This window comes from Sphingobacterium sp. UBA1498 (assembly GCF_002325125.1).
Taxonomy (GTDB): Bacteria; Bacteroidota; Bacteroidia; order Sphingobacteriales; family Sphingobacteriaceae; genus Sphingobacterium.
The window spans coordinates 492,949-505,267 of the sequence record NZ_DCRG01000005.1 but is presented as its reverse complement, the minus strand read 5'-3'; the positions used below and the strand labels follow the sequence as shown (position 1 = coordinate 505,267).

13 protein-coding genes are annotated in these 12,319 nt (G+C 37.9%); 8 read left to right on the top strand and 5 right to left on the bottom strand.

What is annotated here, in order from left to right; genetic code table 11:
• Window positions 1-110 precede the first annotated feature (110 nt).
• Entirely contained in the window at window positions 111-458 is a 348-nt protein-coding gene (locus tag B3139_RS06975) for a winged helix-turn-helix transcriptional regulator (RefSeq protein WP_293881164.1), read from the top strand.
• A gap of 497 nt (window positions 459-955) precedes the next feature.
• On the opposite strand, the gene B3139_RS06970 is transcribed toward B3139_RS06975, so the two are convergent.
• Together B3139_RS06970 and B3139_RS06965 are read right to left on the bottom strand one after the other, a co-directional pair.
• Window positions 956-1,489 (bottom strand): NADPH-dependent FMN reductase, encoded by a 534-nt coding sequence (locus B3139_RS06970; protein ID WP_209575891.1) that lies wholly within the window; start codon window positions 1,487-1,489, stop codon window positions 956-958.
• 240 nt (window positions 1,490-1,729) lie between these two features.
• Complete coding sequence (locus tag B3139_RS06965; RefSeq protein ID WP_209575890.1) at window positions 1,730-2,263, bottom strand: GNAT family N-acetyltransferase; 534 nt, start codon at window positions 2,261-2,263, stop codon at window positions 1,730-1,732.
• 327 nt (window positions 2,264-2,590) lie between these two features.
• Here B3139_RS06965 and B3139_RS06960 point away from each other — a divergent pair, with 327 nt between their 5' ends.
• Both B3139_RS06960 and B3139_RS06955 read left to right on the top strand, forming a co-directional pair.
• Window positions 2,591-3,289, top strand: coding sequence for an RNA ligase family protein (locus tag B3139_RS06960; RefSeq protein ID WP_293881160.1), 699 nt, complete (start codon window positions 2,591-2,593; stop codon window positions 3,287-3,289).
• A complete protein-coding gene (locus B3139_RS06955; RefSeq protein WP_293881158.1) occupies window positions 3,289-4,398 on the top strand; it encodes an AAA family ATPase in 1,110 nt (369 codons plus the stop codon). Before B3139_RS06960 ends, B3139_RS06955 begins: the two co-directional genes overlap by 1 nt.
• A gap of 61 nt (window positions 4,399-4,459) precedes the next feature.
• Here the strand turns inward: B3139_RS06955 and B3139_RS06950 are convergent, their stop codons facing one another.
• Entirely contained in the window at window positions 4,460-4,954 is a 495-nt protein-coding gene (locus B3139_RS06950) for a hypothetical protein (protein ID WP_293881156.1), read from the bottom strand.
• A gap of 288 nt (window positions 4,955-5,242) precedes the next feature.
• Here B3139_RS06950 and B3139_RS06945 point away from each other — a divergent pair, with 288 nt between their 5' ends.
• Window positions 5,243-5,818 carry a Crp/Fnr family transcriptional regulator gene (locus B3139_RS06945; protein WP_293881154.1) on the top strand — a complete coding sequence of 192 codons (576 nt, stop codon included), beginning with the start codon at window positions 5,243-5,245 and terminating at the stop codon, window positions 5,816-5,818.
• Window positions 5,819-5,849: 31 nt separating this feature from the next.
• On the opposite strand, the gene B3139_RS06940 is transcribed toward B3139_RS06945, so the two are convergent.
• Window positions 5,850-6,335, bottom strand: coding sequence for a hypothetical protein (locus tag B3139_RS06940; RefSeq protein ID WP_293881152.1), 486 nt, complete (start codon window positions 6,333-6,335; stop codon window positions 5,850-5,852).
• Between the two features lie 672 nt (window positions 6,336-7,007).
• Between B3139_RS06940 and B3139_RS06935 the strand changes: the two genes are divergently transcribed.
• The 3 genes from B3139_RS06935 to B3139_RS06925 all read left to right on the top strand — a co-directional run bounded on the left by B3139_RS06935 (window position 7,008) and on the right by B3139_RS06925 (window position 10,772).
• On the top strand, window positions 7,008-8,399 hold the full coding sequence (locus B3139_RS06935; RefSeq protein ID WP_293881150.1) for a 3-keto-disaccharide hydrolase: 1,392 nt from the start codon (window positions 7,008-7,010) through the stop codon (window positions 8,397-8,399).
• Between the two features lie 11 nt (window positions 8,400-8,410).
• Window positions 8,411-9,826: a Gfo/Idh/MocA family protein gene (locus tag B3139_RS06930; protein ID WP_293881148.1), complete on the top strand. Its 1,416-nt coding sequence runs from the start codon at window positions 8,411-8,413 to the stop codon at window positions 9,824-9,826.
• Between the two features lie 448 nt (window positions 9,827-10,274).
• Window positions 10,275-10,772, top strand: coding sequence for a DinB family protein (locus tag B3139_RS06925; RefSeq protein WP_293881146.1), 498 nt, complete (start codon window positions 10,275-10,277; stop codon window positions 10,770-10,772).
• Window positions 10,773-10,801: 29 nt separating this feature from the next.
• Here B3139_RS06925 and B3139_RS06920 read toward each other — a convergent pair whose 3' ends face one another.
• On the bottom strand, window positions 10,802-11,170 hold the full coding sequence (locus B3139_RS06920; RefSeq protein WP_293881144.1) for a winged helix-turn-helix transcriptional regulator: 369 nt from the start codon (window positions 11,168-11,170) through the stop codon (window positions 10,802-10,804).
• A 468-nt stretch (window positions 11,171-11,638) separates the two neighbouring features.
• On the opposite strand from B3139_RS06920, the gene B3139_RS06915 reads away from it, so the two are divergent.
• Window positions 11,639-12,319, top strand: coding sequence for a response regulator transcription factor (locus tag B3139_RS06915; RefSeq protein WP_293881142.1), 681 nt, complete (start codon window positions 11,639-11,641; stop codon window positions 12,317-12,319).

Genomic DNA, 12,319 nt, shown 5'->3' with positions numbered 1-12,319 from the left:
TTTCTTGTTTTAAATTATAAATCTTTACAAAGATATTCTAAATAGTGTATATTTGTAACTATTATTAGTATAAACTAGTTACCTTTGTGTAACTATTCTCAAAATATCAAATGAAAAGGACTGAATTTAAAAGTTGTTCCTGTGCAATGCAGCGCTCGATGGCAATTTTAGGCACAAGGTGGAAGCCTGTCATTATTTATACACTGCGGGACCGCAAAGCCCGATTTGGTCAGCTCGATGCACTTATAGAAAATATTTCACGCAAGGTTTTGACCAGCTCATTAAAAGAATTGGAGGAGGATGGTGTTATTCTTAGAGAAGAATATAAGGAACTGCCACCACGTGTCGAGTATTCTTTGACCGAAAAAGGTAAAGCCTTAATCCCCATTATGTGCCAGTTGGCACAATGGAACGAAATCTTTTATAAGGAGGATCAGGTACCAGAATTGATCGCGTAAAAAGTAAATCTCATATTACCGTTTCTGTACCGATTTTGTGTTAATCCTTGCCTGATGGATAGCATAGCATTGCCCCTATGTGACGGTGTATTCTTTCCTGGTGTCTTGATATTTGATCTTTCTTTGGGATTGCTGGCGTATTGGTTCGCTATTACTTTGCTATTCGTCTGCTGTTTCTCTGCTATTTGTCTGCTGTTTCTCTGCTATTTGTTTGCTGTTTCTCTGCTATTTGTCTGCTGTTTCTCTGCTATTTGTTTGCTGTTTCTCTGCTACTTGTTTGCTGTTTCTCTGCTATTTGTTTGCTATTCCTTTGGTAAGAAGACAACAAAATGGTAATAAAATAGTAAGTAGAAAGTCAATAATCAGCAAAGAAAGGCCAAGCCAGTATGCAACTTGGCCTATAGAGCATCTTTATAAAGCTTTACCCAGCAAATTCAATGCATTGAAGGAATGAATTGCAAAGCTTAGAAAAGTAACAGTGGATTACGAAAGTACGATTAGGCAGAAATCTGCTTTTTAAATCCAGCAATTCTTTCCTTTAGCGTATCACTGTGTTCTGGACTGATTACGCCATTATTCTGATCAAAATTTTCGTAAAATTTGGGAAGCGAAAATGTTTCTTTAATGATTGCTCCAAACTGCGGAAAGAACTTTTGGGCTTCCGCCATGACATTCCCACCGCCATATCCCCCTGGCGAGGTAGTCATAAGAAGCATGGGTTTATCTTGGAAAACTTTCACATTGATCCTAGATGCCCAGTCGAACACATTTTTAAATGCAACGCTATAGGAACGGTTATTCTCAGCAAGCGAGCAAATAATAACATCACAAGCAGCTATATTGTCTAGGAAAAGCTGTGCTTCCCGCGGAAACCCATCTTTTTCGAGATCGACGGAAAAAACTGGCATGTCATAGTCATTCAGATCGATCAAATTAATCTCGTGTTCATCAAAACTTTTAAGTACAAATTTGACCAGCTGTTTGTTGATCGAAGTGGAAGAATTACTCCCAGCGAATGCGAATATTTTCATATTTTATTCTTTATAATTCTCAGTTCTTTAAATGTAGCCATTTCCTAAATATAGTATATGTTTAAGTTTAGCATACTGCTTTTGGTAAGTTAATCAGCAAATTTTCCATATTATACCGAATATAGTCATGGAATACCTTGAAATTAATACAGAAAGAATAAGGGTACTGCCACATAAAATATGAGTATAGTAAATGTATAATCAGAGCTAAACTTGATTTTTTATTCACGAATACCTCTTTTATTTTTCCGTATTGAAAATAGAGTATAATGGAATATCATAATATTTTCCATCTTTTTTTAGATGCTGTTTCAATAGTGCTTCTTTTTCCATGCCTATTTTTTCCATGACCTTTCCCGAAGCTGGGTTATGTGGAAAGTAGGTCGCAAAAATCTTGTTAAAATGCAGTTCTCTAAATCCAAAGTCAATGATGGCTTTTGCTGCTTCAGTAACATAACCTTTGTTCCAATAAGGAATAGCAATCCAGTATCCCAGCTCAGCCTTATCCGAGCCTTCATCGTGTAATCCGATCGCCCCAATCAGTTTTTTATCTTTATTTCGAATAGCAAAAGTAAAACCTTTACGATTGATATATGCTTCTTCTGCTAATTTAAGCCAATATTCAGCATCTTCTTTTCGGTATGGGTAAGGAATATTTGATGTAAAGTCCGAATATACTTTATCTTTAAGATAGTCAACAATCTGTGGAATATCAGAAGTAGTAATTGCATTGAGAATAAGTCGTTCTGTTTCTAGTTGTGGGAAATCTTTCATTTCGATAAGTCCTCAATTCGGTTTAAACGATATTTCGAGTTATTTAGTTGTTGGCAAATGTAATGATTTTATTAATTTCAAACTAATAACATTACGCTTTGGTGTCCATATCCGCTTTCATTTTCTAGGATCGATAGCATTGATTATGTTTTTAAAATAAATTTTATAATTTTGCAGCTGTAGATCATTCATGTTATCAATTTTTAAAACGTAAAGCCATGTAATGCATTGTCGATATTTAGGAGGAAAAGTAATCAACGGATTTATCTGATTTGATTACCCTATTCCTACGTCTTCAATTTTTTAGTATGGACTTAAATTTTAAAAATGAATTCAACAAAATATGGTCGTACCTACCATTTCCCTTTTTCTCCGGGGACAAGCAGCGACGATCGTTTTAATCAGCATTATTGGACGGATATACAATCCTTCCATCAACTGTTATATACAGAAAAGTTAGATGGTGAAAACAACTGTCTTTCACAAAGGGGGGTATTTGCACGGTCTCATGCGGCCCCGACTACCTCGCCATGGACGGCCCAGCTAAGGGAACATTGGGCCAGATTAAAAAATGATCTGGATGATTTGGAATTTTTTGGTGAAAATCTTTATGCTATACATTCAATCGAATATCGGAAACTAGAGCACTATTACTATGTTTTCGCTGCTCGAATTAAAGATCAATGGCTTTCGTGGGAAGAAGTTACTTTTTACGCTAGTTTATTTGATTTGCCCATGGTACCTGTTTTAAAATTCGAAAATGTAAAGGATATGACAGAACAGCAGCTTCAACGTTCAGTCGAAAACTTGTCCACACAGCCCTCGGTGTTTGGATCTGTTGATGCTAAAACTGGACATATATGTACGATGGAAGGGGTGGTGTGTAGGAATGTCGACGCATATAGTGTTGGCGAATTTCAGCACAACGTTTTTAAATATGTAAGAAAGGGACATGTGCAGACTGATGAACATTGGACAAAGTCATGGCGTAGGACAAAAATGATTTGGGAAAGGAGAGATTATTAATGGAATGGAAAATAGCAGTAGATAAGGACTGGGCGACGTTAGAGAATAAATTCTCTTGGGTAATGGATATGGAAAAGGTACAGCAGGATCCTTGGCATCATGCAGAAGGAAATGTAGCAATTCATACACAAATGGTTCTTCAGCAGCTTGAAGAGCTCCCTGAATACCAAAAGCTGGACGGGCAAAAGCAGGAGTTGATCTGGGCTTCTGCCTTGTTGCATGATGTCGAAAAAAGATCCACCACCATTCTCGGGTCAGATGGACGTATCAGTTCGCCAAATCACGCTAAAAAAGGCGCGAAGACCGCGCGCGAGATTTTGTTTCGTGATGTGGAGACTCCTTTCGCCATAAGGGAGCAAATTGTGTCCTTGGTACGCTACCATGGTTTGCCATTATGGCTTATGGAGAAAGCTGATCCCCTGAAGAGCGCCCTGGAGGCTTCGCTCACTGTAAATATGAGTCAGCTCAAGCTGTTGGCTGAAGCAGATGCCAAAGGTAGATATTGTCGCGATCTGGATGCACTGCTCTATGCGTTGGATATGTTTGAACTGTATAGCAAGGAGATTGGCTGCTGGAATGAGGCTCGTCCCTTTTTAACAGACAATGCTCGATTTACCTATTTTAATGGAAAAGACAGCTACGTCGATTATGTTCCTTTCGATACATTTAAATCTACGGTTATCGTGCTTTCAGGGCTGCCCGGAATGGGTAAAGATTATCATATTCAAAAAATGAATGCAGATATACCCGTTATTAGCCTGGATGATATCAGACGCAAATATCGCATTGATCCCACTGATAAAAGGAGAAATGGATGGGTCATACAAGAAGCGAAAGAACAGGCAAAAAAATATTTGCGCTGTGGACAGGATTTTATCTGGAATGCCACGAATATAACTTCCCAGATGCGTCAGCAGCTGATCGATCTTTTTGTTGGCTACCAAGCCTATGTTAAATTACTGTATGTCGAAAAGCCCTATAAGGTATGGCGCACACAGAATAGAGATCGAGAATATCCATTACCTGACGCAGTGTTAGATAAAATGCTCCGTAGTTTGGACGTTCCTCAGTTGACAGAAGCTCATGAAGTTCAGTATATCACAACATAAATAGCATCTTAACAAAGGGTATTTTGAAATTATCCTTTGTTAAGATATGAACGATTCCTATTTACTGTGTCAATTTTTGATTTAATAGTGGAATAAGCTCCTCTTCCCTGATATTGATCACATCCATGTCGATCCATAGACGAGCTGGCTTTGTGGAAAGGTTACGGTCGATAAAGCTTAAGAGATGTATGAGACGGTTTGTTTTTTGTTTTCGTAGCAATGAAGAGTCTTTTAATTTTATAAATATAGAAGACGTTCGGTATAAACCGGTAACAAAGCAATCGATGTCCGTCCACGGAATTGGCTGGGGCTTTAATGCGCTGTTGTTTACGAGCATGTCCTGATCTATCGTGAGTGCTGCTATCCCTTTTTGATAGCGACTCATTTGCTGTATTCTGAGGTAAAATACGCTTGCTGCTGCTAGCGCCCACACCGTCGACGCCAGTTTTACAATAAGATCTTTATGTAACCAAGCATAAAGCGCAACGACTGTCGCGAAAAAACAAAGCACCATGCTTATGATAATTTTACCTTTGTTAAAATGAATTTTGATCATTAATTTTTCTTTTTATAAACATATAAACTCTGTTAAAAATAGGCGAAGATTATCTGCTGCAAAACGGCTCTTTCTGTTTATTGCTCATTTTAGACTTGCTTTTCATAAAGATAAGCAGTAAAAACGGTCTAATCTATTCGCATTTATTATTCGCAGCTGTTGAATGATTATCCGTAATATATCAATTTATTTTGTGAGTCCTTTTAAATTGAATGTTATTGAAATAGATTTGAACATTTTTTTTTAGTAAAATGAATAGTAGTTTTGTTTGTACAATAAATTGACAGAATGTTAGAAAATCTCAAAGAACATTTAAAGAAATTTATCGATGTAGATCCGATCCAATTAGAGGAAATACTGGGATATTTCAGAACAAAAACGGTCGCAAGAAAAGAAAATATACTGGAAAAGGGACAGGTTTGTAAATATCATTTTTTTGTATTGAGCGGTATGCTTCGAAAATTCTTTGTTAATGAAAAAGGTGTCGAACAAACGACGGAATTTGCGATAGAAAACTGGTGGATCACAGACAATATGGCTTTTGAACAGCGGGTAGTCACTACATTTTACATTCAAGCAGTAGAAAAATCAGAATTAGCATATATCAGCCAGGAAGATCAGGAAAAATTGGTGGCGGCATTTCCTACAATGGAGCGTTATTTCCGCTTTGTTTACCAAAGGGCGTATGCCGCGGCGCAGATGCGGATTAAATATCTATTCTCTTTATCCAAAGAGCAGTTCTATTTGGATATGCTTCAAAAGTACCCTCATTTTGTACAACGTGTTCCGCAATATCTGATTGCATCATTTCTTGGGTTTACGCCTGAATATTTAAGTGAAATCCGAAAGAGAATAATCCGCTGAATGCGCCGTTAAAATTAGCTACAACTAAAGACTAGTAACATTGGTCAGAATCAGCAACACGGAAGGGATTAATTCGAAATTGAAGGTTGTGCTCTTTTGCATAGTCATAGACTAATTTTTCGAATTTTTCCATAGCACTTTCTTCCGAAGCAGCAAAACAGTGCAGGTTTAGTTCAAGCGGTTTTTCTGAGGTTGCTGGATCTATGCGTAGTTGTTCAACTTCAGAGAGAACAACCGCAAAAGAAGTTTTGCAAATCTCTACCTCTAGCTGCGAAGCTACTAATTGAGATGAAATGCTATAATACGAATTTTTATTTTGGATTTCTTCTTGAAAAGGATCTAAATATGTCGTAATAATAGATCGATAACCATATTTAGCATTACCAAAAAACTGATCAATATATTCCTGCGCTTTTTCATATGTTGAGAAGACACCTTCGAGATTGGTGAACAAATCTGGATCTTCCCTTACTTCTTTTGAAACTACTGTATATACCTTAATGAGGTTGGTTGTCATATTTCGTATGCTACTTTTTGTACATTAAGTAAGTTTTTCTGCAAAAAAACTAATTTAGAATTTTATCCATGATCGATTATAAGATAAAATCATCGTTTTAAAATAAAAAATTTCCTCTACTAATTTGTAGCCTGTTTTAGATCAGGTGCTTGTGCTTTAAAGTTGTATATAATTTTCGTATTATCCAAATATTTTGCCAATTGTTTTCGTTTACACATCTTAAAGATCATCATATCACCAAATACGCCTTTCAGCATACGAAATCGATATCGGATGCAGCTTGCTGATTAGCTTCACTTTTGCATGTTGACACAAGAGGAACACGCCAATGTTTAGGTAGACTTGTCATCGGCTCTTCAAAAGGGCAGTCTAAAAGCACTATTTAAGAAGCTTTTTTACACTCGATCTTTTAACCTAAAAATATAGCCTAAACAATTTTACTTTTGAATGGAACATGCTTTCTTTGGTGCAGATTCAAACGTTTTCGTAAATAAATCATACCATTTGATTCATTTCACTTATATTAATTAATATATTGTTTTGCCAATTCAATTCAATTGAAATGAATAGCCCATACCTAAATTAGGATGTATGTGGCTTAAACTTGTTATGATTTACAAACCAATGATGAATAAATAAACCGGGTCTATAGACTCTAGATTAAATTATAAAATGAGAAGAAATACACTATTTAAATCTGTTTTAGTGGCAGCTATGGTCAGCAATGTTGTATTGACCCATGCCCAGACAGATAAGAGTAATGAAAAAGGTTGGACAAACCTTTTTGATGGAAAGACGCTAAATGGATGGAAGACTGTTGGAGGAAAAGCCCCCTATTCTATTGAGGGAGATGCTATTGTCGGCCGAATGACAAAAGGCACCCCCAATTCTTTTTTAATTACTGAAAAGGAATACGGTGATTTCATATTGGAGCTGGATATTAAACTCGAAGGAAATGAAACTAATTCAGGTATCCAAACTAGGAGCCATCTCGATCCAAAAGCCAATGATGGACGAGGGCGTGTATATGGAAGACAAGTAGAGATTGATCCATCCGAGCGCGCGTGGACGGGTGGAATATATGATGAAGCACGTCGTGGATGGATTTATCCTTTGGATTTAAATGAAAATGCCAAAAGAGCATATAAAGCAGAAGAATTTAATCATATCCGAATTGAGGCCATCGGCGATGAGTTGCGTACTTGGGTCAATGATATTCCAGTGTCTTACGTTGTTGATACTATTGATAGAATAGGGTTTATCGGACTACAGGTGCATAGTATTCCGGCGCAATTGGATGGAAAGAAAGTTTATTTTAAGAATGTAAAAATAAAGACAACTGATCTTAAACCGAAAGGTTTTCCTAAAGATGTATATATCGTCAATCTCAAGCCCAATGAAGTGGCCGATGCTGAAAAGAAAAAGGGTGTTAAACTCTTATTTGACGGTAAAACCAATAAAGGCTGGCGAAGCATACATAGCGATAAATTTCCAGAACGGGGGTGGGAAGTCAAGGACGGACAAATGACTGTACTAAAATCTGACGGCGGAGAATCAACTAATGGTGGAGATATTGTCACAAAAGATAAATATGCTGTGTTTGATCTTTCATTTGAATTTAAGCTTAGTCCAGGTGCAAATAGTGGTGTTAAATATTTTGTCACCTTGAAAGAAAAATCAAAAGGATCGGCTATTGGTTTAGAATACCAAGTGCTTGATGATGCTTTGCACCCTGATGCAAAGTTGGGTAGGGACGGAAACCGTACGTTGGCATCCCTATATGACCTCATCACATCCAACCGTGATGAGCGTGCACGCAGACCGATCGGTGAATGGAATAGGGGTAGAGTTGTTGTTACAGCAGATAATAAAGTTGAACATTATTTGAATGGCATTAAAATGCTGTCTTATGAACGGGGCTCCAAAGCGTTTAAAGATTTGGTTCAAATCAGCAAGTATAAAGACTGGGAGAACTTTGGCGAAGCTAAGGAAGGCTTTATTCTTTTGCAGGACCATGGTGATCGGGTCTCCTTTCGCAGTATAAAAATCAATACACCCAATTAAGACTACTCTTTATGAATCATTATTTATCGCGCAGAAGCTTTGTTAAACAGTCCGTTATTGCTGCAGGAGCTGTTATGTTGTCCAACAGTGTCTTAGGAAAGGTCAATCTGGCCAAACCCAATGAACGTGTTAATCTAGCCTGCGTAGGATTAGGCAATAGGGCAGCGGAAATCATTAAAGAACTCTATAAGACTGGACTCTGTAATATCGTAGCCTTATGTGATGTGGATCTTGGCGCTAAACATACACAGGAGATATTGGGTATGTTTCCCGACGCACCTCAATTTAAGGATTTTAGGGTGATGTTTGACAAAATGGGAAATCAGATCGATGCTGTGAGCATAGGAACCCCTGATTTCTCTCATTTTGCAATAACGATGCTTGCATTGGATTTGGGCAAACATGTTTACGTGGAAAAACCAATGGCAAGAACATTTCTTGAGGTTGAACTTATGACAGAAAAAGCTCGGAAAAATCCGAAACTTGCTACCCAAATGGGAAACCAAGGGCATTCTGAAGCAAATTATTTTCAGTTTAAAGCTTGGAAAGATGCGGGTATTATTAAAGATGTTACACGCATAGATGCGCACATGAATATGCCGCGCAGATGGCATGGCTGGGACGTGAATATGAAGGGCTTTCCTGCCGCGGAGATGATACCCGAAACGCTAGACTGGGATCTTTGGCAGATGCAGACTATTGGTCACAATTATAATAAAGATTTTGTCAATGGACAATGGCGTTGTTGGTACGATTTCGGAATGGGCGCTTTGGGCGATTGGGGGGCTCATATATTGGATACAGCACATGAATTTTTAGATTTGGGACTCCCAACCGAAGTCTCAGCGGTAAAGCTAGAGGGGTATAATTCGTATTTTTTTCCGATGTCTTCCACCTTAAAATTTCATTTTCCAAAAAGAAAAAAAATGCCTGCAGTAGATATTAATTGGTATGACGGCTTGGATAATTTGCCACCTATACCCGAAGGCTATGGGGTATCTGGACTGGATCCTAATATTCCTCCACCAAGTACAGGAAAATTAGAGCCCGCTAAATTAAATCCCGGAAAAATTATCTATAGCAAGGATTTGATATTTAAAGGTGGCTCCCACGCCAGTACGCTGCAGATTATTCCAGAAGCGAAGGGGAAAGAAATGGCGGCTCGTTTACCGGAAGTGCCAATATCACCATCCAACCACTTTGCTAATTTCTTAAAGGGGTGTAAAGGTGAAGAGAAGACGCGGTCGGCTTTTGAAATTGCAGGTCCTTTGAGCCAAGTGTTTTGTTTAGGTGTCATTGCCCAGCGATTAAACAGTAAATTGGTACTGAATACTCAGACAAAAGAAATTGTCAATGATAAATTTGCCAATGCACTTCTAGCCGGACCTCCACCGGCTAGAGGCTGGGAACAGTATTATAAGATGTAAAGAATCGAAGACTAAACATAGAAATGAAGGGCAATGTAAAACGTTGCCCTTTTACGTTAATAAAAGCGCTGTTCTTATCCTTATGATTCGCCTGCCATCAATACATATTAATGAGTGGAAGATAGTAATAAATACGAAATCTAGATGTAGAGAGAAAAATTAGGTCTATTTTGATGAACCGATACTTTACTTCAGCCCAAAAAAAAAGGTTTTCAAACGGGGAGAATGAAAACCTTAAATAACCAATTATAAACCTAAATTATGATGATACAAATGTAAGTGTATTTTCTACACTATGCAAATTTATTTTAAAATAATTTGATGTTCTTTATACAAATTAAAAGAAGTCATTATTTTTACGTTATCAAAGCTTGTTTTTACTTACAAATTTTCACGAGGTGGACATGGCAGTACATTAATAGTTGAAAATAACATATTAGATATTTATATGGAAAATTTAGAAGTGTGGATGCGCGGACCCATTGCTGGAATTCCCGATCTGCTGCAGCCTGTTGCACATACACTTTCGCAAGTCGCAGAGGATGTATCCACCTATACTGATCAGCTGTCTGCACAACAGCTCTGGACAAAGCCCTGTGGGAATGCCAGCATAGGTTTTCACCTACAGCATATCAGTGGGGTAATCGACCGAATGTTTACTTACGCTGAAAGCAAGCCCCTTTCGGATGAGCAATTGAATTATCTCCACAGAGAAGGTATAGAAGATGTCGATGCAAGTCTTGCATCTCTTATCGAAAACTTACATCAACAGATCAACAGATCTTTGCAAAAGTTAGCTTTAATCGATCCGAATATATTGACCGAGCAACGTTTTTTGGGAAGAAAACGCATCCCCACCACATTGATTGGCCTGTTGTTTCATGCTGCAGAACATGCTCAGCGTCACGTGGGCCAATTGCTGGTAACGGCACGTTGCCTCCAATAAAAATGAAACTACGTGAAGTTAGATAAAGCTTATTTATTAAATTCTGGAGCTTGTTTTAATTTTTCCCCCCATTTCCCCAGTTCCTCGATGATCGGTCTGAGCGGATAACCAAGCTTGGTCAGTTCATACATAACGCGTGCAGGTACCTCCGCATATACGTGACGCTTTACAACTCTATGCTCTTCCAGTTTCCGCAGCTGTAGGGTCAGCATGCGTTCGGTAATATTGGGTAAACATTTTCTGATTTCCGTATAGCGCAAACTTCCATTGATGAGATAGCAACATATTGCTAAAGCCCACTGACCGCCAATCACATTGGCCGCAAATACTTCAGGACAGTCATTTTCAAGTCTCTTTTTATTCGAAAAATTAGTAGAACACGCTTTAATTCTAGTCATACGCACATTTTTTATAGTACCTAACATTGGGTTGCCTATAAACCAAAATAGTAATTATGTTGCTATTTTTAAATCACAATCATGTCGTTTATTAAAACTGCTGTATGGGAGCAATATTAATTTATAAGTAATCTGGCAGGCTATTCAACAGCCATCGGTGACAAGAAACTCAACCTGAGGCGCAATCTTTTCTATATCCGGTAGTCCGCCCAATGCTGCTCTGTGCTAGGCAATTGATGCGGCGTTAATTATTTGGTTAAGGATAATCAATTTAGGTGATGCGAAGTATTTTATGCCAGAATCGATTAATGTTGATTGGGGATGCTCCTAAAACTTAGTGGACAGGATTGAAGAAGTGGGGGCGCCTATGGATTATCGGACGATTAAATTGTAAATTTGTATACTTGTAAGATTCTAAGAGGAATTCATGATTTTTATAATCCCACATAAAAATAAACAGCGTATACTATGCAGATACTTTTAGTAGAAGACGATCGCCGCATTAGCAGCTTCGTCGTTAAAGGCTTAGAAGAAATGGGAAACCAGGTGATCCTCGTTGAATCTGCGGAAGCGGCACGCGAATGGATCAATGTAGATTCATTGGATATTATTGTACTTGATATTATGTTGCCTGGTATAGATGGCATACAGTTTACAAAGACAATCAGGTATCGAAAAAATCATATTCCGATATTGATTTTAAGTGCTTTAGGAGAGATTGAAGATAAAGTCGAGGCCTTAGAAAGTGGGGCTGACGATTATCTTGTCAAGCCCTTTTCTTTTAAGGAATTGGTAAGCCGTATTAAAGCGCTAGTACGCAGGGACAACTATAAAAATGTACAAAATGATAGTAGTATAGAGATTCGCGATTTAAAGGTCGATCTTGAACGCTACGAAGTCTTCAAGAATGGTAAAAATGTCGATCTATCTCCTAAAGAATTCAAGCTATTGAAGTATCTGATCGAAAATCGCAATAAAACTCTTTCGCGAACAGCAATATTACAAGCTGTTTGGGGCATTGATTTTGATAATAATACCAATGTAGTCGATGTGTATGTTTCTTATCTAAGAGGTAAGGTCGACACTGGTCATGTGGCTTCCATTATCAAAACAGTGAAAGGTGTGGGGTACATGCTTACAACGGACTGA

Bases quoted from the DNA above. Each gene is read 5' to 3' on its own strand.
- B3139_RS06975 (WP_293881164.1), top strand. From the start codon at position 111: ATGAAAAGGACTGAATTTAAAAGTTGTTCCTGTGCAATGCAGCGCTCG.
- B3139_RS06970 (WP_209575891.1), bottom strand. From the start codon at position 1,489: ATGAAAATATTCGCATTCGCTGGGAGTAATTCTTCCACTTCGATCAAC.
- B3139_RS06965 (WP_209575890.1), bottom strand. From the start codon at position 2,263: ATGAAAGATTTCCCACAACTAGAAACAGAACGACTTATTCTCAATGCA.
- B3139_RS06960 (WP_293881160.1), top strand. From the start codon at position 2,591: ATGAATTCAACAAAATATGGTCGTACCTACCATTTCCCTTTTTCTCCG.
- B3139_RS06955 (WP_293881158.1), top strand. From the start codon at position 3,289: ATGGAATGGAAAATAGCAGTAGATAAGGACTGGGCGACGTTAGAGAAT.
- B3139_RS06950 (WP_293881156.1), bottom strand. From the start codon at position 4,954: ATGATCAAAATTCATTTTAACAAAGGTAAAATTATCATAAGCATGGTG.
- B3139_RS06945 (WP_293881154.1), top strand. From the start codon at position 5,243: ATGTTAGAAAATCTCAAAGAACATTTAAAGAAATTTATCGATGTAGAT.
- B3139_RS06940 (WP_293881152.1), bottom strand. From the start codon at position 6,335: ATGACAACCAACCTCATTAAGGTATATACAGTAGTTTCAAAAGAAGTA.
- B3139_RS06935 (WP_293881150.1), top strand. From the start codon at position 7,008: ATGAGAAGAAATACACTATTTAAATCTGTTTTAGTGGCAGCTATGGTC.
- B3139_RS06930 (WP_293881148.1), top strand. From the start codon at position 8,411: ATGAATCATTATTTATCGCGCAGAAGCTTTGTTAAACAGTCCGTTATT.
- B3139_RS06925 (WP_293881146.1), top strand. From the start codon at position 10,275: ATGGAAAATTTAGAAGTGTGGATGCGCGGACCCATTGCTGGAATTCCC.
- B3139_RS06920 (WP_293881144.1), bottom strand. From the start codon at position 11,170: ATGACTAGAATTAAAGCGTGTTCTACTAATTTTTCGAATAAAAAGAGA.
- B3139_RS06915 (WP_293881142.1), top strand. From the start codon at position 11,639: ATGCAGATACTTTTAGTAGAAGACGATCGCCGCATTAGCAGCTTCGTC.